Source organism: Bradyrhizobium manausense (genome assembly GCF_001440035.1).
In the GTDB taxonomy this organism is placed as follows: domain Bacteria; phylum Pseudomonadota; class Alphaproteobacteria; order Rhizobiales; family Xanthobacteraceae; genus Bradyrhizobium; species Bradyrhizobium manausense.
Genome location: NZ_LJYG01000112.1, coordinates 525,009 through 546,287 on the forward strand (window position 1 = coordinate 525,009; position 21,279 = coordinate 546,287).

Consider the following 21,279-nt stretch of genomic DNA (forward strand, 5'->3'; position numbering starts at 1 on the left):
GCCAGCCAGTCGACGGCGAGATCATAGTCGGGATCAGCAAAGCCGGGGCCGGCCTTTCGCGTCACCGGCGCTTTGCGCGAATGGCTGTAAGCATCCCAGGCAGCGCCGACGATCGCATCGAGCTCCCGCTCGAGCGGTGCAAAGACAGGATCGACAAACCGGCTCCTGCAACGGCTTTCGAATTCCTCACGCGACAGCTTGACGGGCGGCATCCCCTTGCGAACGTCCGGTTCCGCCATGCTAGCTCCTCGCGAAGATGGGTATGATCGGCCCAACCCGAGAGCCCCCCGTGCGGTTCCTCCGCGGATCTTCTCCGGCTTTGCAGCGCACCGCACGCCGGACGCTGCTCCGCATCGCCGGGAGATGCCACCGCGCGTCGAAGGCAGGAGAGCGGAGTTATGGCTCCCTCCACGCCGTCATTGCGAGCGCAGCGAAGCAATCCAGAATCCCTCCAAGGAGGCAGCCTGGATTGCGTCGTCGCAAGAGCTCCTCGCAATGACGGTGTGTGTGGTGGCGGCGTCGCTCTTTCAATCCGCATCTTCATCGCAAACACACCTTCGCATCCTCGCGGCTCATCTTGCCCGAGCTTTTGCATCAATGTCTCACCCTCAACTGAAAGAGGGCGCAGGGAAGACCGGGTGCCCGACTGGCACCCGCGGTCCACTGTGCGATAGGTTGCGCTACAAGAGGCTGCACAGCGGCATACAGGTGAAGCCGAAACATCCGGCCTTCCCTGCGCAGTGGTTTGACGGCTTATGTCGTGATCTCCCCGGGGAGCGATGCACTATTGCCCCCGTCGTCTCGCAGACGCTGATGCAAGGGCCCGGTTGGGCCACACGCATCACCACGAGCCTTGGCGCACAGGCTCCGGGCGCCAGGACCACACGATTTTGCCGTGCGCGGGAATCACACCGGTCGTTTGCGCGATGCCTTCGCTCACGGTTGCCCGCCCTGCAAAGCCTGATCGCGCCGATGTGCCCCACGCCCACCGCCGTCCGGCCCGCGTCGTGACGATCGCGATACGCCCCTCTTCCATGGGCCGGGTTGCCGCGACACATACGCCATTTCCGAATTTCGGTAAAGTGGAATATTTTTGACCAACGGCGTTGCCCTACGCCTAGCGTGTTTTGCCTGTCGGGCAACGCAAGGTCTTGTAGCCCCGACACATTGAACCAAAGCCACCTGATGGCGTTAACCCCGGCACCGCCGGGTGACAACCTGACACAACAGGGAACGATGGACGTGGCGCATTTTTCCGGTTTCTGCCCACGACATCAACGCATCGGTACGCGCTGACATCTAACCTGTTCCCGGCGCGTGCAGCCTTCCCGCCGCACGCGCCAGCACAGCCCTCCTACCGCTTTGCCGTGCCCGGCTCGGCCATCTTGCGATGCTGCCGCGCCAGCACCTCGTTCGGCGTGACATTTGCGACCGTCGTCTGAATCTTGTTCTTCATGCCGGTGACGATATCGGACTCGCCGCGCAGCATCGCCTCGAAGCCTGCTTTCGCGACCTCATGCGCGTCGTCCTTCTCCTCGATGCCGACCTTGGTATCCATCATGTCGGCGCGGCGGAAGAATTCGGTCTCGGTCGCACCGGGCATCAGGCACGTGACGGTAATGCCGCTGTCACGCAGTTCCTCGCGCAATGCGAAAGAGAAGGAATCGAGGAACGCCTTGGTGCCGTTGTAGACGGCCTGGAAGCTGCCGGGCATGAAGCCGGCGATCGAGCCGGTGATCAGGATGCGCCCGGAATTTCGTCGCAACATCTCGTTGCCGGCGCGATGGATCAAATAGAGGGTCCCGGTGATATTGGTATCGATGACGCGCCTGACGCGCGTGAAATCCTGATCAAGGAAAGCTTTGCCGAGGCCGACGCCGGCGTTGGCCAAGAGCGCGTCGATCGGACGGTCGCCGACCGCGGCGCAGAGCCTGTCGACGCCTTCCGTCGTGGCGAGATCGGCCTCGACTGCCTCGACGCTGGCACCGCTGTTGCGGAGTTCGGTGGCGGCCTGCTGGATAGCCGGCTCGTTCGCGGCAATGACGAGGTCGAAGCCGTCTTCAGCACAGCATTTGGCGAGTTCCAGGCCGATACCGGTGGAGGCGCCGGTGACGACGGCGAGTTGGTTGGCGGGCATGGGCAGATGTCCTTGAGGTTGAGGCGATGACGCCCAATCGCTCCGCCACCTCCGCGTTCCTATCGACACGCAAGCCAGCCGGTTACAGAATTTGTGCGTCCGATAGCAACCATCGTTTCATCCTGGACTTAGATGCCTCGTAGTTCAGGCGGGGCACGATTCAGGCGGAGCACGGACATGAAGGCGCTGGTTTGGCACGGCAAGGAGGACATCAGGTGCGACACGGTCACCGACCCTGAAATCCAGGATCCGCGCGATGCGATCATCAAGGTCACCAGCTGCGCGATCTGCGGCTCCGATCTCCACCTCTTTCACAACTATATCCCGGGGATGATGCCGGGCGACATCATGGGCCATGAGACCATGGGCGAAGTGGTCGAGGTCGGCGCCGGCGTCGACGGCAAGCTGAAGAAGGGCGATCGCATCGTCGTCCCCTTCACGATCATCTGCGGCGAATGCGAGCAGTGCAAGCGCGGTAATTTCTCGGTCTGCGAGACCACCAATCGCAAGCGCCATCTCGCCGACAAGGTGTTCGGACATGCGACCGCAGGCCTGTTCGGCTACACGCATCTGACCGGTGGTTATCCCGGCGGCCAGGCCGAGTATCTGCGGGTTCCGTTCGCGGACGCCACTCACATCAAGGTTCCCGCCGGCATCCCCGATGAGCAGCTGCTGTTTCTCAGCGATATCTTCCCGACCGGCTGGCAGGCGGCCGTGCAATGCGACATCGTGCCGACCGACACGGTTGCGATCTGGGGCTGCGGGCCGGTCGGCCAGATGGCCATCCGGAGCGCGATGCTGCTCGGCGCCAACCAGGTCGTTGCGATCGACTGCCTGCCGGAGCGGCTGAGCATGGCCGAGGCCGCCGGCGCCACCACGATCAATTTCGAGACTGAGAGCGTGCTGGAGCGGCTGAAGGAGCTCACTGACGGCAAGGGTCCGGAAAAATGCATCGATTGCGTCGGCATGGAAGCGCATGTGATGGCCTCCCTGCCCGACACCGTGCTCGATCGCGCCAAGCAGATGGTGATGCTGGAGAGCGACCGGCCGCACGTGCTGCGCGAGATGATCTATGTCTGCCGGCCCGGCGGCATCATCTCGGTGCCCGGCGTCTACAGCGGTTTCTCCGACATGCTGCCGATGGGCGCGTTCATGAACAAAGGGGGCTGACGATGCGGACCGGCCAGACCCACGTCAACCGCTGGACCGACGATCTGCTCCGTCGCATCGAGGAGGGCGAGATCGATCCGTCCTTCGTCATCACCCACACCGTGCCGCTCAACCAAGGTCCCGAGATGTATCAGCTGTTCCGAGACAAGCGCGATTCCTGCGTCAAAGTCGTGCTGAAGCCCTGAAGGAGCCATCATGTTTCATTTCTCCAATATCGTGCGCTCTAAGGGCGATCCGACCATCGTCGAGAGCGGACCCAGCCTGAAGCGGCCGCAAGACCAGCTGGCACGCGCGCTCGGCTGGTTCAGCCTCGGCCTCGGCGTCGTGGAGCTGCTGGCGCCGCGGCGGGTCACGGAAACGCTGGGCATGGAGGGCAGCGAGACCCTGGTTCGCGCCTTCGGCGTCCGCGAGATCGTAGCGGGGATCATGTCGCTGTCCGTCGAGAAGAATGCCGGCCTCTGGGCCCGCGTCGGCGGCGACGGCCTCGATGCAGCCGCATTGCTCTCCGGCCTGACATCCGACAATCCCAAGAAGGGCAACATCGCACTGGCGTTGCTGATGGTCGGCGGCATCGCCATGCTCGACTATCGCGCTGCGCAGGATACCAAGCCGCGGCGACCGCCGCGCGATGCAAAACGCAAGCTCTATCCCGGCCGCAGCGGCTTCCCGAAAGGAGTGAAGGCGGCGAAGGATCGTGCGAAGGACATGATCCAGCACGCAACGGCCGGTGTCACTTCCTGACGAGCCTGGCACAGGGCGGCGGCGACGCTCACGCTGGATCGCCGCCGTCGCGCTCGGACTGATCAGCAGCAGCTTCTCGACCATCGTCAGCCAGCTCTTCGCCGCTCGGATCGGACGTGACGCAGCCGTCGACTGGATGACCGTTGCGGCCATTCCGGCGCGCGACTGGGCGATCGGCGCCGAGCCGAGCTGGAGTGCGATCGTCACCGGCATCGCCTTCCATCAATGGGCAGACTTCTCGTGGGCGGTGTTCTTCTTTGGTGTGCTCGGGCGCTGGACCGCGAACCTGCGACCCCAGACAATCCTGCTGCTGGCCTTGCCCTGGGCGGTGTTCTCTTCGAGCATGGAATGGTTCGTGCTGGTGCCGCTGTTTCCGTTCTGGCAGCCGCTGTTCAGCCTTCAGCAACCCTACTGGATCGGCCTGCTCGTTCATGGCTCTTCGGCCGTGATGTATCCGCTGTTCGCCAGGTTGCGCTGGCGCCGTGGCCAGGCACCGGCGCAGGTCGTCGCCTTCACCAATGCATGGGGCGCGGGCGCCGTGTCGGTCATCGTACTATTGGGGACTATCGCCCTGCTCGGCAGCGGTGGCTACGAGATGCCATGGCGGGGACATGACAGGGAGGTGGACCAGACCTATCTCCGACACATGACGACGCATCATGAGCAGGGCGTCGGGCTGGCTCGGTTCGCCGCCGCCCATGCCCGCGATCAGCATCTGCGCAAGCTGGCCATGCTGATGGTCGCGAGCCAGACCGGCGAGATCAGGATTTTCGCGCATTGGTGGCTGAGCTGGTTCGATACGGATATCCCCGATTGCACCGCCGAGGAGCGCGCCGCCATGCCTGGCTTCCTGACGCCGGTCGAGATGCGGCTGGTCAAGCTTGCCCCGCCTGATCAGTTCGATGCTGTTTTCGTCGAGATGATGAGCCGGCATCACCGCGGAGCAGTGAAGATGGCGGACCAGATGTGGCACAGCGGTGGCGATCCGCGCCTGCGCGTGATGGCCCATGCCATCCGCCACGAGCAGCAGGGCGAGATCGCGTTGATGCAGGGAATGAGCGGTCTTGATGCGGTCGTCACGGCGACGCGGAACATGCTGGGAGACAATGTCAATTGATCGCGAGGCGTCATCACTCGCGCCAGAGCTCCATCAGCTCCTCGCTGGTCACCAGATCGACCTGACCGTGAAACCGTGTGCGGTACATCGTCATGAGCGCATCGTGGCCGACATCCGACGAGCTGCACAACGCGTCCTCCACGAGGACGACCCTGAAACCAATGTCGACGGCGCTCAGAACCGTCGACAACACGCAGACATCGGTCTCCGCGCCGGTGATGACGACGGTCCCGACGCCCTTTTCGACCAGCAGACTTGCCAGGGCCGGATTGCTGAAGGCGGAATAGGCCGGTTTGTCGATGATGCGAACCGGAGGAACGTAGCGGGCCAACGCCGGCACGAGGTCGAGAGCGGATGAGGGAAGGTGGTTTCGCGTTGCCTGGTGCCAGCGCCGAAAATAATTCTGCCACTGCCCTGGACGATCCTCCGGCACCTTCGGCGTGATGAAGCGTGTAAAGATGGTGCGGGCCTGGTAGCGCGACACGATCGAGACGATCGTCGGCAGAACCCGCTCCATCCAGGGCGTTGCCCAGAGGCCGCCAGGGGCGAAGATATTCTGCATGTCGATGCAGAGATGGGCTGCATCCCTGACTTCGGCGACCTCCGATTGGCTGTCCCTCATCGTCCTCCACCGTCGGCATCCCGCGACATTCTGGCCGGCGTTTCGCGCATCCGTACTAGGAACCTGCCCGGGCGCGAGGCGTTCCAAAACCACATTGTAAAAGGAGACATCGGATATGGGCCTCTTTACCAAGGACATTAAGTCGATGGAGGATCTGCTGATGCACGGCCTCCAGGACATCTATTATGCCGAGCAACAGATTCTGAAAGCGCTTCCCAAGATGATCGACAAGGCCACCAACCGCGACCTCGTTGCGGGGCTGAAGGCGCATCTGGAGGAGACCAACAAGCAGGTCGAGCGGCTCGACAAGGTCTTTGCCAAGCTCGGCAAGCAGCCGAGCGGCACCGACTGCCCGGCCATCGACGGCCTCATCAAGGAAGCCGACGAGACCGCCGGCGAGATCGAGGACAAGGCGGTTCTCGATGCGGCGATCGTCGCCAACGCGCAGGCCGTCGAACATTACGAAATGTGCCGATACGGCACGCTGATCGCCTGGGCAGAAGAGCTCGGCCACGACGAGATCGTGCGCTTCCTGACCACCAATTTGAACGAGGAAAAGGCCGCAAACACCAAGCTCAACACGGTGGCGCTGCGCAAGGGCGTGAACGCGAAGGCATCGAGTGCCGCTTGATAGCCCGCGCCAGGCAAGGTGCCGTAAGACTGGTTGCGTGGCGGGCGATCTCCCTCGGCGTTGCGATCGCGACCACCTGCCCTCCACCAGTCGTCGCGCTGAACGATCGGCTTCTCGACGTCGGCCGGTGCAGGCCAGCGTTCGGCTCATCGAGCAGAATGCATGACTGGAAGCGATGTCACAGCTCTTCGAGGCGGCGCCAGCCGTGCAGGACCCGCCGCTCTTGCGAGGTGAATGCGAAGAAGCAGCCGCCTCCGGCCAGCTGGTCGTGGGCGCGATCAATCGCCAAACCGGCGTAATGGCAATACAAGAGAGTGCCGACGCCACCATGGCCGACAAGGAGCACGTCGCCCGGCGTGCCGCGGGCCAGCACATGCTCGACCTCGCCGACAATGCGCAGCTGGGCGTCAACCGCGCGTTCCCAGCCGCGAATGCTGACGTGGGGTTGCCCGAAGAACTGATTGGCCGTCGCCTCGAACTCGTCGGGGACGAGGAAGCCTGTGGCCGATCGGTCGTTCTCGTGCATCGCCTCGCGCACCTCCACGCCGATACCCAGCTTTGCAGCGATGATCTCGGCGGTCTCGATCGCCTTCCGCTCTCCGCTGGAGATGACCTGCCTGGTTCCCGACAGCCGCCCCGTGGCCGTCACGGATTCCGTACGCGCTCTGCCGATCTGGCTCAGGCCCCATTCCGGAACCGGAATTGACGGATCGATCGTCACCTGAGGATGGGTCAAATAGCGGACGACATTCGTCATGGCTGAACGATCGCCTTACTTGCCTGCAGTCGGCATCGCATCGCCTCCCAAGTGCCTATGTCGCAAGACGCAGGCCAGAAGCATCGAAGACGTGAACATCGGGACCCGCGGCAACGAGTGTCACCGTCTCGCCCGGCGCCGGCGTCCGCCGACCGCGGACCTCCGCAACGAACATCCTGCCGTCGGCGCGGCGCAGATAGGCGAAGGAGGCCTCGCCAAGCCGCTCGACCAGTTCGACGACGCCTTCGGCGATGAAAGCACCGGCCTCGCCCCGGACAAGATGCTCCGGGCGGACGCCGACCGTCAGCCTGTCGCCGACCTTCAGCGATGCCGCAGGGATGTCGAGGTCGCGAAACGCGGCACCCGTCACGCGCGCGCGTCCGCCCTCGATGCCCTTGACCTCAGCCTCGAAGAAATTCATCGCGGGCGAGCCGATGAAGCCGGCAACGAACAGATTGGCCGGTTCATAATAGAGATCGAGTGGTTTGCCGACCTGCTCGATGCAGCCCTTGTTCATCACGACGATGCGGTCGGCAAGCGTCATCGCCTCGACCTGATCGTGCGTGACATAGACGATCGTCGATTTCAGCAGCCTGTGCAAATTCGCGATCTCGACGCGGGTGGAGACACGCAGGGCTGCGTCGAGATTGGAGAGAGGCTCGTCGAACAGGAAAACAGCGGGCTCGCGCACGATCGCACGGCCGATCGCGACACGCTGACGCTGACCGCCGGACAGATCGCGCGGATAGCGCTCGAGCAGCTCCTCGAGCCGCAGCATGCGCGCCGCCTCTGCGACGCGCCGCTCGCGCTCGGTCGGCGGAACGCCGGTGAACTTCAAGCCGAACGTCATGTTCTTGCGCACATTCATGTGCGGATAGAGTGCGTAGGACTGGAACACCATCGCGATGCCGCGCTCGGCGGGAGCGAGCGTGTTGACGAGCTTGCCGGCGATATGGATGTCGCCGCCCGATGCACCATCGAGCCCGGCAATCATCCGCAGCAGCGTCGACTTGCCGCAACCTGAAGGACCGACGAGAACGACGAATTCGCCGTCCTCGATGCTCAAATTGACATCGTTGAGCACCGTCGTCGCGCCATAACGCTTGTTGAGTTGCTCGATGCGCAGATTGGCCATTCTGACAACCTATTTGACTGCGCCGGAGGTGAGGCCCGCGATGAGTTGGCGCGAGAGGATGACGTAGATGATGACGACAGGCAGGATCGCCATCGACAATGCGGCGAGCACGGAATTCCAGTCGGTGATGTACTGGCCGAGAAATTGCTGCACGCCGAGCGTCACCGTATGGGTCGAATCGCTCGAGGTCAGGATCAACGGAAACCACAGGTCGTTCCAGATCGGCACGATGGTGAAGACAGCGACCGTGGCGATGGCCGGCCGCAGCAGCGGGGCGACCACCTCGAAGAAGATGCGGGTTTCCGGCACGCCGTCGCAGCGCGCCGCATCGCGCAAATCCTTCGGGATCTGCTGGATGAACTCGCTCAAGATGAAGATCGACATCGGCAGGCCCTGCGCGACATAGACCAGGACCAGGGCCGTCAGCGTGTCGTTGAGCCCGGCGGACCGCATCATGTTCAGGATTGCGACGGAGCCGAGCCGGATCGGCACCATGATGCCGATCGACAGGAACAGCGCCAGCGCCGTCGAACCACGGAAGCGATACTCGGTCAGCGCCCAGGCCGCCATGGCCCCGAACAGCAGGACCAGCGCCATGCTGACGAGAGTGACGATCAGCGAATTCGAATAGTACAGGAGGATGTGGGAGGAGCGGAACACCTTCTCATAGCCGATCAGGCTGAAGGTTGACGCGTCCGGCGGCGCCAGCGGGCTGCCGAAGATGGCGCTGCGCACCTTGAACGAATTCATCACGACAAGCAGGATCGGACCCACGGCCAGGAGGCTGTAGGCAATCAGGACCAGATGGACACCGATGCTCCTTGCGCGCTGATCCGTCGTCATGCCTCCCCCTCAGAAAGCGTAACGGCGGATGCGCCGCTGCACGAGGAAGAGATAGAGGCAGAGACCGAGAAGGATGATGAAGAACATCACGGTCGCAACGGCGGCGCCCATCGTCGGATTGCCGAGCTGGAGCTGATTGCCGAAGAAAGTGCGGTAGAAAAACGTGCCGAGGATGTCGGTGGCGAAATTCGGTCCCGCGAGCGCGCCCTTGACCGAGTAGATCAGATCGAAGGCGTTGAAATTGGCGACGAAGGTCAGGACCGAGACCAGGCTGATCGTCGGCAGCACCAGCGGCAGCTTGATGTGAAAGAAGATGCGGAACTGTCCGAGCCCGTCGACGCGTGCCGCGTCGATCAACTCTTCGGGGATGTTGAGCAACGCGGCGTAGATCAACATCATCGGGATTCCGACGAACTGCCAGACTGAAATCAGCGACAGGGTGACGAGCGCGCTCGATTCGAGCCCCAGCCAGGGCGCAAAGAGCGAGCCCAGTCCGACCGCCTTCAGGGCGCCGGAGGCGACGCCCCAGAGCGGCGAAAGGATCAAATTCCAGGAGAAGCCGACAATGACGACCGACAGCATCGTCGGGAGAAACATCACGGTGCGATAAAAGCCCTTGAGTCTCACACCCGGCAGGCTGAGCAATCCCGCGAGCGCAATACCGACCGGATTCTGCACGCACATATGCACGATGAAGAAGATCAGGTTGTTGCCGAGCGCATTCCAGAATGGCTTCGACCAGAGCGCATCGCCGAGCAGCGTTCGGAAGTTGGCGAGGCCGACGAAAGACCGGGATCCGGAGGGATCGCTGGTGTAGGTGGAGAGCGCCATCGTCGCGACGAGCGGATAGATCGAAAACAAGGTATAGATCACGACCGCAGGCCCGAGAAAGAACAACAGAAGGCCCGCGAGCTTTGCGCGAGGCATCTGGGCCGTGACGTGCGAGACCGGTTCAGCCATGACGGGAAATGAACAAACCTACCATGCGTTATCGCGCTGTGTGCTCGTGCCTTGTCCAGGCAGAGCGTGCAGCAACCATCGACCAAGAACAGCCCCTCTCCCCGCGAGAGCGGAGAGAGGGAGACCTCATATCACTTGGCGGGCTTGTACCACTTGTCGAGACCATCCTGGAGCTGCTTGCCGGCAGCTTCGGGCGTCAGCTTGCCGTTGACCACCTGCGCGGACACGTTCCAGAGCTCGTTTTCGAGATTCGGCGTACCGCGCGACAGGATCTGATACGAATTGCGGATCGTCGACTTGCAGGTCTGGCGCCATCCGACCATCGTCGCAGCGACGTCGTCCTCGACCTTCACCGGAGTCGTGCCGAGGGGGAAGAAGCCGGGAAGCGCGTTGGCGTAGATCGTTGCGAATTCCGGCGTCGTCAGCCATTCCAGGAATTTCTTGGCATCCTCCTTGTTCTTCGAGGCTGCGTTGATGCCCATCGCGATGTCGGTGTGATCGGAGATATAGCAATCCGTCGTGCCGGCTGGCTGCGGCGGCGGGAATGCACCCATGGCGAATTTCGCCTGGCCGCGGAATGTCGAGATGTCCCACGAGCCGGCCGCATAGATCGCGCCCTTGCCGAGCGAGAACAGGTTCTGACTGTCGGCGTAGGTCTGCGCCTGGAAGCCAGATCCGAGATAGGGCGCCCAGCCTGCGATCTCCTTGAAGGCCGCGACGTATTGCGGATCGGTGAGCCTCTCCTTGCCGGCGATCAGATTGGCCCTGCCCGTCTCGCCTTTCCAATAGTCGGGGCCGATGTTCTGGAAGCCCATGGTCGCGGCCTCCCACTGGTCGGCCGTGCCCATCACCAGCGGGACATAGGTCCCGTCCTTCTTGAACTTCTCGAGCACGGCGTGGAATTCGTCGAGCGTCTTCGGCTCTGATACGCCGAGCTTGGCGAAGGCCTCCTTGTTGTAGATGAACCCGGCGATGACGGAGGCGATCGGAACACAGAAAGTGGTCTTGCCGTCGTCGGTCTGCCATGCAGCCTTTGCGAGGTCGGAGAAATTGTCCATGCCCTTGATGCCGTCGACGGCGTCGAGCTGATGCTTCTGGTAGAGCGCGAGCGAGGCGTCGAACGGACGGCAGGTGATGAGGTCGCCGGCGGTGCCGCCATCCAGCCGCGCGTTGAGGGCGGCGTTGTATTCCTTGGGCGCCGAGGGCGCGAATTCGACCTTGATGTCGGGATAGTGCTTGTTGAAGGCGGGAATGATCTTGGAGTTCCAGATGTCGGCGTCGTCATTGCGCCAGCTCTCGATCTTCAATGAGCCCGCCTCGGCCGATGCCAGCCCCGCGAGCAACGCCAACGCGGCAACCTCAGCTCCCAATCCGGCCTTGAATGTCCGTCTCATGCTACGCTCCCTTGTTCGGGCCTTCGCCCTTGCTTCCGTGGACCCTTGCGCGGCGCAAGGCGTCGTCGATGCGGCCTCCCGCAACGGCGAGCCAGCCTTCGGCTTCGCTCATGTTGGGGATGCCGCAGGCAATCAACACCGCCGGCTTGACGTCGCCGCCGGCCTCACGCAACGCCGCTGCCGCCTTGGCATCGCTGACATCAGCGATCGCGGCGACGATCCCGCGCGCCCGCTCGCGCAACTTCGCGTTATCCGCCTTCAGATTGACCATCAACCCTTGATGAATGTGACCGAGCTCAAGTCCCATCAAGGATGAGAGCATGCCAAGCGCGGCCTTCTGCGCGGCTCCGGCCGCGAGCCGTGTCGACCCGCGCAGCGCCTCCTCCCCGCTTTCGAGCAGGATCGAGGCGTCGGCGATATCAAGCAATGGCGAGACCGGACGGTGCGCGACGCCAATCACGAGGGCGCCGCGGCGACGCGCCTCTGCGGCCGCGGCCACAGTGAACGGCGTCGAGCCGCTCGCCGATACGGCGATCACGGCGTCGCGGGAGAGATCGCGAAGCTCCGCTATCGAACGCTCACCGGCTGCAGCATCGTCCTCGGCCGCGCCGTCGATGCGAAACGGCTCGGCGGTCCCGCCGGGCAGGACAATCGCGATCCGGTTCTGATCAAGGCCGAACGTCCCGGGAAGCTCGGCCGCATCTTCGGCCGCCGCGAGGCCCGACGACCCCGCGCCGACGTAGACCAGACGTCCACCCGCTCGCCAAATGGCGGCGAGCCGAAGCGCCGCCGTGCGGATGTCACCGGAGACAGAAGCGACCGAAGCAATTGCGCGGCGGTAGGAGGCCAGCATCGCGTCGGCAAACATCGCCTCATCTGAGGTCACGACATCGATGGTGTCGCCGCACCTCTCTCCGCCCGTGTCCAAGTTCGGCAGTACCGACATCGTGAATACCAATGGTAGATACCTCTTGTATTCGTTTTAGACACGTGACATACCACTTGTCTAGAGGGCTGTTTCTACCGCGCGCAGGCGGGCAACGGCCCGTGACAGTTTTTTAGGAGGCCCCTTGGAGACAGCCCGGTTCTTTCTCGGCGTAGACGGCGGCGCCACCCGTTGCCGCGCGAGACTGCGGGACTTCTCTGGCCGCGAGCTCGGGCGCGCCATCGGGCCGGCCGCGAACATTTATCTGGACTTCGACGAAGCAATGCGGGTCGTGCGCGACACCATCGAAACCGCGATCAGTGCCGGCACGCCGCGGCAGGAGATCGCGGTCGGTCTCAGCCTTGCCGGGCTTTCGGACGACAATGAAGCGAAGCGTGTCTCCGCCGCCCTGCCCGGCTTCGCGCGCATCGTCGCCGTCAATGATGCGGTCGCTGCCTGCGTCGGAGCCAACGGCGTCGGCGACGGTGGCCTGATCATCGCGGGCACGGGCTCGGCGGGCATCGCGCGTGTCGGAGCGCAAACGACGATCATCGGCGGACGCGGCTTCTGGCTCGGCGACGACGGATCCGCCGCGCGCCTCGGCGAATCCGCGCTTCGCGCGACGCTGCGCGCGATCGACGGCCTTGAGCCGATGAGCGGCCTCGCCCAGGCGCTCGGTCGACATTTTGGTGACGATCCGTTGCGGATGAGCCGCTGGGCGGCGGAAGCCAGACCGCGCGACTACGGCGCCTTCGCGCCCCAGATCCTTGACGTCGCCAGGTCCGGAGACATGCGCGCCCTCGAAATCGTCGGGGAAGCAGCCTCCGCGATCGCGGCGCTCGCGAACGCGCTGAACGCGCTCGGCGCCGAGCGCATTGCGCTCGCGGGCGGTTTCGGCGAGCCGTTGCGCCCGTTCCTGCCGCCCGATGTGGCCAAGCGCCTCGCCCAGCCGCGGCGCGACGCCGTCGACGGCGCCATCCTTCTCGCCGGCGGAACGCTCGCGGAGGACCCGGCATGACCCTGACGGTCGAGACTGCGCCGGGCCAGAAGCTCTATCGTGCCGTGGTCGATGCGCTTCGGCGCGAGATCGAGACCGGGCGTTTTGCGGAGACGCAGCTGCTTCCGGCCGAGCGCGTATTGTGCGAGCTGCTCGAAGTATCGCGCACCACGCTGCGTAAGGCGATCGCCGATCTGATCGCCGAAGGCGTGCTGTTTCACCGCCACGGCGCCGGCACCTTCATCCATCGCGCAACGCCGCGGGTCGAACAGCCCTCCTCGCGCCTGACCAGCTTCACCGAAGACATGCGGCTGCGCGGATTGGTGGCGAGCTCGCGCGAACTCGAACGCGGCGTATTCCTGCCGACGCCGGAAGAGGCGATGATGCTTGGCGTACGACCGAACGATCGCGTGTTCCGGCTCGGGCGCCTGCGCCTGGCCGACGGTTCGCCCATGGCGATCGAACGCGCCGCTGTGCCGATACGCTTTCTTCCTGAACAGGATAAGGTCGGCGACTCGCTCTACGAGGCGCTCTCCGCCGGGGGATTCAAGCCGACCCGTGGCCTGCAGCGCTTGCGTGCGACCCTGCTCGATCCTGCCGATGCCAAACTGCTTGGCGTCGCGCCCGACAGCCCCGCGCTCTACATCCAGCGCATTGCCTACCTCGCCGACGGAGCCTGCGTCGAGTTCACGAAATCCTGGTACCGTGCCGACGCCTATGATTTCGTCTCCGAGCTCACGCTGTCGCCCCCGGCCCGAAAGGCGCAGCGATGACGACACAGATGCTTCAGGAGATCGGCGAGGCAGGTGAAGCGGCTGCGCGCCAGCTTGGCGAGAATGCCGAACGGCTTGCTGACGTCGGGGCGCGCCTGCGTGCCCTCGATCCGCCGCTCGTCGTAACCATCGGCCGTGGCTCGTCGGATTGCTGCGCGCTCTATTTGAAATACCTCCTCGAGATTCTGTCCGGGGTGCCGTGTGCCTCCATCGGCCCCTCGATTGCGACGCTTTATCGGACGCCGATGCGGCTCAAGGGCAGCGTTTCCGTCGCGATCTCGCAGTCGGGGCGCAGCCCCGATATCGTGGAAATGCAACGCGCCGCGCGCAGCGGCGGTGCGCTGGCCCTCGCATTGGTCAACGACGTGGCTTCGCCACTGGCGCAAGAGGCCGAATTCCTGCTGCCGCTCTGCGCCGGCACGGAGCGCTCCGTCGCCGCGACCAAATCGATGGTGGCCGGTCTCGTCGCGGGAGCAAGCCTCGTCGCGGCCTGGCGCGAGGATCGGCAGCTCGCCGACGCGCTCGCCGGCCTGCCGGACGTTCTCCGCAGCCAAACAACGCCGCCGCCCGCGACGATGCTGGAGAGACTCGCGGATGCCCGCAGCGCTTTCGTGCTCGGTCGCGGCGCGACACTTGCGATCGCCGCGGAAGCGGCACTCAAGCTCAAGGAGACGTGCGCGATTCACGCCGAGGCCTACTCGGCGGCCGAGGTGCTGCACGGTCCGGCCGAGCTTGTGACTTCGGGCTTCCCCGTCATCGCCTTCCTGCCGTCCGATCCGGCGCGCGAAGGCATGCTGCCGGCGCTCACGGCCCTGGCCGATGCCGGCGCGACGGTGATCGCAATCGAGGCCGGCGGGGATGATGAGCCGAACCGTCTCGCGACGGCACGGGTCGAGGCGCCCCTGTTGGAACCCATCGTTATGATCCACCGTTTCTACCGGCTTGCCGAAGCGCTTGCGCTCCGGCTCGGGCGCGATCCCGACCGCCCGCGCAATCTGCGCAAGGTAACGGAGACCGTCTGATGATCGTTCTGTCCGGCGCGCGCATCTTCGATGGCGAACGCTTTCTCGATGACCACGCGGTCGTCATCGATGGCGCGCGCATTGCCGCCATCGTTCCCCACGCGGAGCGACCTGACGGCCCAGTGCAGGATCTCGGCGGCGGCCTGCTTGCGCCCGGCTATGTCGACGTTCAAGTCAATGGCGGCGGCGGCGTCCTGTTCAACGAGGAGCCGACGCCCGAAGGCATCGCCCGCATCGCAGCCGCGCATCGCAATCATGGCACCGTCGGGCTGTTGCCGACGCTGGTAACGGACGCGCCGCAGGTGATGGCCGCGGCAATCGCTGCGACGCGCGAGGCGCGGCGCCTGACCCCTGCCACGCTCGGCATTCACCTCGAAGGGCCATTCCTGGATCCGCGCCGCAAGGGCGCGCATGAGCTCAACTACATCCGCGACCTCGGGCGCGACGACGTCGCGGCGATTGCAAAAGCCGATTGCGGCGCAGTCATGCTGACGCTCGCGCCCAACAGGGTCGGAACCGAGAGTATCGCCGAGCTCGCGCGGCAGGGCGTGCTCGTCTCGCTGGGCCATTCGGACGCGAGCTACGAGGAGGCGCGAAGGGCCGTGGCGGCAGGCGCGCGCGCGTTCACCCATTTGTTCAACGCGATGAGCCCGCCGACGGGGCGCGAGCCGGGCATGGTCGGTGCCGCCCTCGATCTCGACGATGTGTTCGTCGGCCTCATCGCCGACGGCCATCACGTCCACGAGGCGAATTTGCGCGTCGCGCTGGCCGCCAAGCGACGCGACCGTTTCATGCTGATTACCGACGCGATGCCGCCGGCGGCCGGCGGCCCCGATCATTTCGATCTTCAGGGCCGCCGCGTGACGTCCATCGACGGCTGCCTGCGGCTCGACGACGGGACGCTCGCCGGCTCGGTTCTGACCATGGACGAGGCGGTGCGCTATGCCGTCAACGTCGTCAGGCTTCCGCTCGCCGATGCCCTCGCCATGGCATCGCGCGTTCCGGCGACGTGTCTGCGGCGCGAGACCGACCTCGGCCGGATCGCACCGGGCTATCTCGCGAGCCTCGTTCATCTCGACGACGAGCTGCGGGTGCTGGAAACCTGGATCGAAGGCCACTCCTCCCGCGGCTCCGAGCACGATGCGGTGGCAGACAACACCTGACTGAAGGACGCGAGCGAGCCATGTCCTCCCTTTCCATGTCGCCTCAACGGACTATTCGCGTTCTCGTGGTTGGCCTCGGCACCATGGGAATCAGCCATGCCCGTGCCTATAGATCAATCGAGGGTTTCGAACTCGTCGGTCTTTGCACCTCTCGCGCGGCCGATCGCGACGATCTCGAGGCCGAGTTTCCCGCGCTTCCGCGCTTCGAAAGCTACGACGAGGCGCTCACGCGTTTGCGTCCCGACGCCGTTTCGATCTGCACCTACACCGAGCATCACGCCGCCATGGCGTTGCAGGCTTTCGCTGCCGGCGCCCATGTTTTCTGCGAAAAGCCGCTGGCCGACACGCTGGATGCCGCGCGGCAAGTCGTAAGCGCGGCACGCGCGGCCGGAAAAGCGCTGTTGATCGGCTATATCCTGCGCGTCCATCCCGCATGGTCGCGGTTCGTCGAGATCGGGCGAACGCTCGGAAAGCCGCTCGTGATGCGCATGAATCTCAACCAGCAGTCTGCAGGCTCCTTCTGGGAGGTGCACAAGAGGCTGATGCGGTCGACCTCGCCGATCGTCGATTGCGGCGTTCATTACGTCGACATCATGTGCCAGGTGACGCGAGCCCGTCCCGTCGCGGTCCACGCCCTCGGGGCGCGGCTGACGGGCGAGATCGCACCTAGCATGTACAATTACGGCCATCTCCACATCACGTTCGACGACGGCTCGGTCGGCTGGTACGAGGTCGGCTGGGGTCCGATGATGAGCGAGACCGCTCATTTCGTCAAAGATATGATCGGCCCCAACGGCAGCGTGTCGATCGTCGCGAAAGAGACGAGCGATGCGGGCGCACGTTCAGCAGATCACGACACGCATACACGCACCAATGCGCTTCGCATCCATCACGCCGCGCGCGACAGCGAAGGCCGCTTTGCCAAGCCGGACGAGTTGGTCTCGACCGCAGATGAACCCGGCCATCAGGAGCTCTGCGAACGCGAGCAGCGGATGTTTCTGAGGGCGATTCGTGGCGAGATCGACCTGTCCGAGCATCACGAGGACGCGATCAACTCGCTCCGCATCGTCTTTGCCGCCGACGAGAGCGTTCGAACCGGTGAAGTCGTACGCCTGTAGGTCGGCACCCGTCTTCAACCGTCAACGATGGCAACCGCCCGCGTCCAGCCTGCGGATGCCCGCTCGATCTTGACCGGAAAGCACGACACCATGAAGCCGGTCGAGGGCAGAAGCTCGAGATTGTGCAGCTTCTCGATGTGGCAATAACCGATGTGGCGTCCGGCCTTGTGACCCTCCCAGATCAAGCTCGCATCCCTGGTCTCGGCATATTTCTTCGCAGTGTAGACGAAGGGAGCATCCCAGCTCCAGCCGTCGATCCCGGTCAGCCGCACGCCGCGTTCCAAGAGATACATGGTCGCCTCATAGCCCATGCCGCAGCCCGAGGTGACGTAATCCTGCCGGCCGTATTTGGCGCCGGCGCTGGTGTTGACGACGACGATCTCGAGCGGCGACAGCTTATGCCCGATCCGCTTCAGCTCCGCCTCGACATCTCCGGCGGTCGCCACATATCCGTCCGGCAAATGGCGGAAGTCGAGCTTGACGCCGGGCTGGAGGCACCATTCCAGCGGCACCTCGTCGATCGTCCAGGCGCGCTCGCCGCGGTTCATCGTGGGATGGAAGTGCCAGGGAGCATCGAGATGGGTGCCGTTATGGGTGGACAGATTGACCATCTCCACCGCCCAGCCCTGGCCGTCAGGCAGGTCCTCCGCCTTCAGCCCATCGAAGAACTGGAGCATGCGCGGCAGGCCCTGTTGATGATCGATGTATTGAATGGTCGGATGGTTGCCCGGCGGATCGGCCGGCACGTCGTTTTGCAGCGGGACCGAGATATCGATCAGTTTGCGCGCCATGGTGTTTCCTCGTTGCCTGTTTTTGTCTGCTTGAATCCCAAACATCTTTGAGCTCAAGCGTCTTGCCGCTCGACCCTGTTCTTCAACACGCCGATCTTCTCGACTTCGAGCTCGACCGTGTCGCCATGCTCGAGATACCAGCCGAGCTCGAGGCCGCAGCCATTGCCCACTGTGCCTGAGCCGATGAATTCACCCGGCATCAGCGTCTCGTCCTGCGTGACATGAGCGATGATCTCCTCGAACGAGAACAGCATCCCGTCCGAGACGCCGGTCGAGCGGGTCTCGCCGTTGACACGGGCTTCCATCTTCAACTTGTAGGGATCACCGATCTCATCCGGCGTCACGATCCACGGCCCCATCACATTGCCGCCGTCAAAGCTCTTGCCCTTGGCGGGGCCGAGCCGTCCCTCCATCTCGATACGCTGCGCATCGCGCGCCGAGAAATCGTTGAAGATGGTGTAGCCGAAGATGTGATCCCCAGCCTTCGCCGCTGGGATATTCGCGCCCCTGTTCTTGGTGATGATGCCGAATTCGAGTTCGTAATCCATCACCTTGCTGTAGCGCGGCCATTTGACTGTGGTGTTGGTGCCGCGGACGCTGAAGCGGTTGGTAATGTAGAAGATCGGCTGCTTGCGATAGACCTCTGGAAGTTCGCCGAGCGGCTCGGCGTCGATCCGCGCCAGCTCCGCCATGTCGCCTTTCGCGCGCGCCGCGAGCTTACGCTGCCCGCGCGGCGCCTGGAGGATGTGCAGCGGGAACGACATGCCGTCACGCATCTGCCGAGGCTCCGGCACCGGCGCGAGGAGGTCCACCGCAGATGTCGCCGACGACAGCGCCGGATCCGCGCCGTGTTTTTCGAACAGCCCCGCCGCCTGCTCCAGCGCGCCTGGCCCCGCGTCGATCAGCGCCAGCATCGAGGCAAAGGCCTGAAGATCCTGTCCATCGCGTGCAGCGGCCGCAGCGATGTCGAAGATCCGATCGTCATTGGAATGCACGATGCCGATCCGGTCCTGACCGGCCGACCTGAATGTAGCGAGTTTCACCTTGGACACCTCTTGCTTTGGTTGGAAATATATGATCGAATAAAATATCGATAATCAAGCTAAAAAAATGCAAGCTGGGAGGATGGCCTTGAAGAGGCAGTTGGCAAGATTGGCGATCACGCTGGGTATTTCGCTTCAGATGGCTTGCGCATTGGCTGACGCGGCGGCGGCACAGGCGAAAATCCAGATCGGTTGCACGGCCACCTCCGACTGTGCGTCCGCCATGGTCGCCGTCGACGAGGGCATCTTTAGGAAGCACGGGCTCGACGTCGAGATGACGCCGATCGCGATCAATTCGAACATCCCTGCCGCGATCATGTCGAACTCGATCCAGATTGGAGGGCCGACCTCGACCGTCTTCCTCCAGGCAGTTGACGGCGGCCTCGATCTGGTCGGCATCGCCGGCGCGTCGGTGATGAACCCGACGTCGAACAATGCCATCACGGCTTTCGTCCGCAACGGCATCACCATCAATGAGCCCAAGGATTTCGTCGGCAAGAAAGTCGGCGCGCCGGGACTGAACGCCTTCCTGCATGTGCTGTTCGTGAAGTGGCTGGTGGAGAAAGGCGTCGATCCCAAGAGCGTCAAATTCGTCGAGGTGACCTTCCCGACCATGGCCGACATCATCAAGTCCGGCGGTGTCGATGCCGTCCTCACCGCCGAGCCGTTTGTCACCCGCATGACCAATGCGGGCCTCGGCTCGGTCGGCGCACGCTACGCCGTCGAACTCGCCCGCACTGACCCGATCATCTTCTACGCGGCATCGCGGGAATGGGCGGAGAAGAACGCGGCGATCGTGACGAAATTCCGCGACGCGATCGCGGAAGCGGCAGTGATCGTCAACAGCGACCGCGAGAAGGCCTCCGCTTCGATCGCAAAGTTCACCAAACAGCCGCTCGATCTCGTCAAGGCAACGCCTCCGAACCAGTCCGAGCCACGCCTGAAGCCGGAGAACCTCGCCTGGTGGATCGAGGTGATGTCGTCGCAGAAGATGCTGCAATCAAAGCTCGATACAAGCAAACTGGTGCTGAACTGAGGACCCCTGCGATGCCGGCTTCCGAACGCACCGTCGAACGTCCGAACGGCGAGGCCGGCACCCTGAGCGAGCGCGCGGCCAGCCTCCTCGAGCAGGACATTCTGGCCGGACGCCTGGCGCCGGGGTCGCGGCTTGGCATCGTCGATCTCGTGCAACGCTATGAGATCGGCGCCACGCCGCTACGCGAGGGATTGTCGCGCCTGATGTCACGCGGATTGATCGTAGGCATCGGCCAGCGCGGCTTTCGCGTCGCCGAGGTCAGCCGCGAGGACCTGGCCGACATCACCTGCATGCGCACCGCCGTCGAGAAAGAGGCGATCCGGCTGGCCATCATCCATGGGAATGATGCCTGGGAGGCCGGCATCGTCAGCGCGCTGCATCAGATGCGCCGCCACATCGAGCGCACCGGCAACGAATTCCGCGAGGGCGCCGCCGATTTCGATCGGCTGCACAAAGGCTTTCACACCGCCCTGCTCGCAGCCTGCGGTTCGGGGCGGATGCTCGGCGCGCATTCGGAACTCTACGACCAGGCCTATCGCTACCGCCGCGTGATGATGCGCGGAATTGACAGCGGTGCAGAGTTTATCCGCAGCCATCAAATGCTCGCCGACCGCGTGCTGGCGCGAGACGTCGAAGGTGCACAAAAGATGCTGGAAGCGCACCTGCACTCGACCATCAATTTCGTCTATCCGCCCGCCAGCGAGAGCAACCGATGACCCTTCTTGCAAGACTTGAAGACGCAAAGGCGGCGCGGCGGCAAAAGCCGTTGATCAGCTTCAACGGGGCGACGCTTCGGCTTGGCGGCAAGACCATTATCGAGAATCTCGATCTTGCGGTGCGTCCCGGCGAATTCCTCTGCATTGTCGGCGCCTCCGGTTGCGGCAAGACCACTGCATTGCGGCTC

At 64.0% G+C, this 21,279-nt stretch carries 21 protein-coding genes and 2 pseudogenes; 12 read left to right on the forward strand and 11 right to left on the reverse strand.

All coding sequences use genetic code 11. The features are described from left to right. Positions 1–239: pseudogene (locus AOQ71_RS49350) on the reverse strand (NADPH-dependent FMN reductase); the annotation flags it as partial. Positions 240–1,354: 1,115 nt separating this feature from the next. After that, positions 1,355–2,137, reverse strand: coding sequence for an SDR family NAD(P)-dependent oxidoreductase (locus AOQ71_RS39050; protein WP_057758613.1), 783 nt, complete (start codon positions 2,135–2,137; stop codon positions 1,355–1,357). Between the two features lie 177 nt (positions 2,138–2,314). Here AOQ71_RS39050 and AOQ71_RS39055 point away from each other — a divergent pair. The 3 genes and pseudogenes from AOQ71_RS39055 (at position 2,315) to AOQ71_RS39065 (ending at position 5,165) form a co-directional block, all read left to right on the forward strand. After that, positions 2,315–3,492, forward strand: a pseudogene (locus AOQ71_RS39055) (zinc-dependent alcohol dehydrogenase). A gap of 10 nt (positions 3,493–3,502) precedes the next feature. Then, positions 3,503–4,048: a hypothetical protein gene (locus AOQ71_RS39060; RefSeq protein ID WP_057758615.1), complete on the forward strand. Its 546-nt coding sequence runs from the start codon at positions 3,503–3,505 to the stop codon at positions 4,046–4,048. After that, a complete protein-coding gene (locus AOQ71_RS39065; RefSeq protein WP_057758617.1) occupies positions 4,035–5,165 on the forward strand; it encodes a DUF305 domain-containing protein in 1,131 nt (376 codons plus the stop codon). Before AOQ71_RS39060 ends, AOQ71_RS39065 begins: the two co-directional genes overlap by 14 nt. A 13-nt stretch (positions 5,166–5,178) precedes the next feature. Here AOQ71_RS39065 and AOQ71_RS39070 read toward each other — a convergent pair whose 3' ends face one another. Continuing rightward, positions 5,179–5,787 carry a cysteine hydrolase family protein gene (locus AOQ71_RS39070; RefSeq protein WP_057758620.1) on the reverse strand — a complete coding sequence of 203 codons (609 nt, stop codon included), beginning with the start codon at positions 5,785–5,787 and terminating at the stop codon, positions 5,179–5,181. Between the two features lie 115 nt (positions 5,788–5,902). Between AOQ71_RS39070 and AOQ71_RS39075 the strand changes: the two genes are divergently transcribed. Beyond that, positions 5,903–6,418, forward strand: a complete 516-nt coding sequence (locus AOQ71_RS39075) for a YciE/YciF ferroxidase family protein (protein WP_057758622.1) — start codon at positions 5,903–5,905, stop codon at positions 6,416–6,418. A gap of 178 nt (positions 6,419–6,596) precedes the next feature. Here the strand turns inward: AOQ71_RS39075 and AOQ71_RS39080 are convergent, their stop codons facing one another. From AOQ71_RS39080 to AOQ71_RS39105, 6 genes are all read right to left on the reverse strand, one after another. Beyond that, a complete protein-coding gene (locus AOQ71_RS39080; RefSeq protein ID WP_057758624.1) occupies positions 6,597–7,175 on the reverse strand; it encodes a histidine phosphatase family protein in 579 nt (192 codons plus the stop codon). Between the two features lie 55 nt (positions 7,176–7,230). Beyond that, entirely contained in the window at positions 7,231–8,310 is a 1,080-nt protein-coding gene (locus tag AOQ71_RS39085; RefSeq protein WP_057758626.1) for an ABC transporter ATP-binding protein, read from the reverse strand. Positions 8,311–8,319: 9 nt separating this feature from the next. Further along, the gene (locus AOQ71_RS39090) at positions 8,320–9,153 is read right to left on the reverse strand and encodes a carbohydrate ABC transporter permease (protein ID WP_057758627.1); all 834 of its coding nucleotides are present in this window, start codon (positions 9,151–9,153) and stop codon (positions 8,320–8,322) included. A gap of 9 nt (positions 9,154–9,162) precedes the next feature. Continuing rightward, entirely contained in the window at positions 9,163–10,113 is a 951-nt protein-coding gene (locus tag AOQ71_RS39095) for a carbohydrate ABC transporter permease (RefSeq protein WP_057758629.1), read from the reverse strand. 131 nt (positions 10,114–10,244) lie between these two features. Then, entirely contained in the window at positions 10,245–11,507 is a 1,263-nt protein-coding gene (locus AOQ71_RS39100; RefSeq protein ID WP_057758631.1) for an ABC transporter substrate-binding protein, read from the reverse strand. A gap of 1 nt (position 11,508) precedes the next feature. Next, positions 11,509–12,453 (reverse strand): N-acetylmuramic acid 6-phosphate etherase, encoded by a 945-nt coding sequence (locus tag AOQ71_RS39105; protein ID WP_057758633.1) that lies wholly within the window; start codon positions 12,451–12,453, stop codon positions 11,509–11,511. 124 nt (positions 12,454–12,577) lie between these two features. On the opposite strand from AOQ71_RS39105, the gene AOQ71_RS39110 reads away from it, so the two are divergent. The 5 genes from AOQ71_RS39110 to AOQ71_RS39130 are packed head-to-tail and all read left to right on the forward strand — an operon-like array spanning position 12,578 to position 17,505. Further along, positions 12,578–13,450 carry a glucosamine kinase nucleotide-binding domain-containing protein gene (locus AOQ71_RS39110; protein ID WP_057758635.1) on the forward strand — a complete coding sequence of 291 codons (873 nt, stop codon included), beginning with the start codon at positions 12,578–12,580 and terminating at the stop codon, positions 13,448–13,450. Then, positions 13,447–14,202, forward strand: coding sequence for a GntR family transcriptional regulator (locus AOQ71_RS39115; RefSeq protein WP_057758636.1), 756 nt, complete (start codon positions 13,447–13,449; stop codon positions 14,200–14,202). The genes AOQ71_RS39110 and AOQ71_RS39115 overlap by 4 nt, the downstream gene beginning before the upstream one ends. Continuing rightward, on the forward strand, positions 14,199–15,224 hold the full coding sequence (locus tag AOQ71_RS39120; protein ID WP_057758638.1) for an SIS domain-containing protein: 1,026 nt from the start codon (positions 14,199–14,201) through the stop codon (positions 15,222–15,224). Before AOQ71_RS39115 ends, AOQ71_RS39120 begins: the two co-directional genes overlap by 4 nt. Then, entirely contained in the window at positions 15,224–16,387 is a 1,164-nt protein-coding gene (nagA, locus tag AOQ71_RS39125) for an N-acetylglucosamine-6-phosphate deacetylase (protein ID WP_057758640.1), read from the forward strand. Before AOQ71_RS39120 ends, nagA begins: the two co-directional genes overlap by 1 nt. 20 nt (positions 16,388–16,407) lie before the next feature. Continuing rightward, the gene (locus AOQ71_RS39130) at positions 16,408–17,505 is read left to right on the forward strand and encodes a Gfo/Idh/MocA family protein (RefSeq protein ID WP_430648678.1); all 1,098 of its coding nucleotides are present in this window, start codon (positions 16,408–16,410) and stop codon (positions 17,503–17,505) included. Positions 17,506–17,519: 14 nt separating this feature from the next. On the opposite strand, the gene AOQ71_RS39135 is transcribed toward AOQ71_RS39130, so the two are convergent. Together AOQ71_RS39135 and AOQ71_RS39140 are read right to left on the reverse strand one after the other, a co-directional pair. Further along, a complete protein-coding gene (locus AOQ71_RS39135) occupies positions 17,520–18,296 on the reverse strand; it encodes a cyclase family protein (RefSeq protein WP_057758644.1) in 777 nt (258 codons plus the stop codon). A gap of 53 nt (positions 18,297–18,349) precedes the next feature. Then, on the reverse strand, positions 18,350–19,339 hold the full coding sequence (locus AOQ71_RS39140; protein WP_057759088.1) for a fumarylacetoacetate hydrolase family protein: 990 nt from the start codon (positions 19,337–19,339) through the stop codon (positions 18,350–18,352). Between the two features lie 139 nt (positions 19,340–19,478). On the opposite strand from AOQ71_RS39140, the gene AOQ71_RS39145 reads away from it, so the two are divergent. The 3 genes from AOQ71_RS39145 to AOQ71_RS49355 all read left to right on the forward strand — a co-directional run. Next, positions 19,479–20,375, forward strand: coding sequence for an ABC transporter substrate-binding protein (locus tag AOQ71_RS39145; protein ID WP_347336735.1), 897 nt, complete (start codon positions 19,479–19,481; stop codon positions 20,373–20,375). Positions 20,376–20,386: 11 nt separating this feature from the next. Then, positions 20,387–21,091, forward strand: a complete 705-nt coding sequence (locus AOQ71_RS39150) for a GntR family transcriptional regulator (protein WP_057758646.1) — start codon at positions 20,387–20,389, stop codon at positions 21,089–21,091. Then, on the forward strand, positions 21,088–21,279 hold a 192-nt coding region (locus AOQ71_RS49355; protein ID WP_245317375.1), incomplete at its 3' end, for an ATP-binding cassette domain-containing protein. The genes AOQ71_RS39150 and AOQ71_RS49355, both read left to right, overlap by 4 nt.

Excerpts from the sequence above, each read along its gene's own strand:
- AOQ71_RS39060 (WP_057758615.1), top strand. The coding sequence starts at position 3,503 with ATGTTTCATTTCTCCAATATCGTGCGCTCTAAGGGCGATCCGACCATC.
- AOQ71_RS39120 (WP_057758638.1), top strand. The coding sequence starts at position 14,199 with ATGACGACACAGATGCTTCAGGAGATCGGCGAGGCAGGTGAAGCGGCT.
- AOQ71_RS39070 (WP_057758620.1), bottom strand. The coding sequence starts at position 5,787 with ATGAGGGACAGCCAATCGGAGGTCGCCGAAGTCAGGGATGCAGCCCAT.
- AOQ71_RS39090 (WP_057758627.1), bottom strand. The coding sequence starts at position 9,153 with ATGACGACGGATCAGCGCGCAAGGAGCATCGGTGTCCATCTGGTCCTG.
- AOQ71_RS39050 (WP_057758613.1), bottom strand. The coding sequence starts at position 2,137 with ATGCCCGCCAACCAACTCGCCGTCGTCACCGGCGCCTCCACCGGTATC.
- AOQ71_RS39115 (WP_057758636.1), top strand. The coding sequence starts at position 13,447 with ATGACCCTGACGGTCGAGACTGCGCCGGGCCAGAAGCTCTATCGTGCC.
- AOQ71_RS39130 (WP_430648678.1), top strand. The coding sequence starts at position 16,408 with ATGTCCTCCCTTTCCATGTCGCCTCAACGGACTATTCGCGTTCTCGTG.
- nagA (WP_057758640.1), top strand. The coding sequence starts at position 15,224 with ATGATCGTTCTGTCCGGCGCGCGCATCTTCGATGGCGAACGCTTTCTC.
- AOQ71_RS39105 (WP_057758633.1), bottom strand. The coding sequence starts at position 12,453 with ATGTCGGTACTGCCGAACTTGGACACGGGCGGAGAGAGGTGCGGCGAC.
- AOQ71_RS39075 (WP_057758622.1), top strand. The coding sequence starts at position 5,903 with ATGGGCCTCTTTACCAAGGACATTAAGTCGATGGAGGATCTGCTGATG.
- AOQ71_RS39085 (WP_057758626.1), bottom strand. The coding sequence starts at position 8,310 with ATGGCCAATCTGCGCATCGAGCAACTCAACAAGCGTTATGGCGCGACG.
- AOQ71_RS39095 (WP_057758629.1), bottom strand. The coding sequence starts at position 10,113 with ATGGCTGAACCGGTCTCGCACGTCACGGCCCAGATGCCTCGCGCAAAG.
- AOQ71_RS39135 (WP_057758644.1), bottom strand. The coding sequence starts at position 18,296 with ATGGCGCGCAAACTGATCGATATCTCGGTCCCGCTGCAAAACGACGTG.
- AOQ71_RS39145 (WP_347336735.1), top strand. The coding sequence starts at position 19,479 with ATGGCTTGCGCATTGGCTGACGCGGCGGCGGCACAGGCGAAAATCCAG.
- AOQ71_RS39150 (WP_057758646.1), top strand. The coding sequence starts at position 20,387 with ATGCCGGCTTCCGAACGCACCGTCGAACGTCCGAACGGCGAGGCCGGC.
- AOQ71_RS39100 (WP_057758631.1), bottom strand. The coding sequence starts at position 11,507 with ATGAGACGGACATTCAAGGCCGGATTGGGAGCTGAGGTTGCCGCGTTG.
- AOQ71_RS39080 (WP_057758624.1), bottom strand. The coding sequence starts at position 7,175 with ATGACGAATGTCGTCCGCTATTTGACCCATCCTCAGGTGACGATCGAT.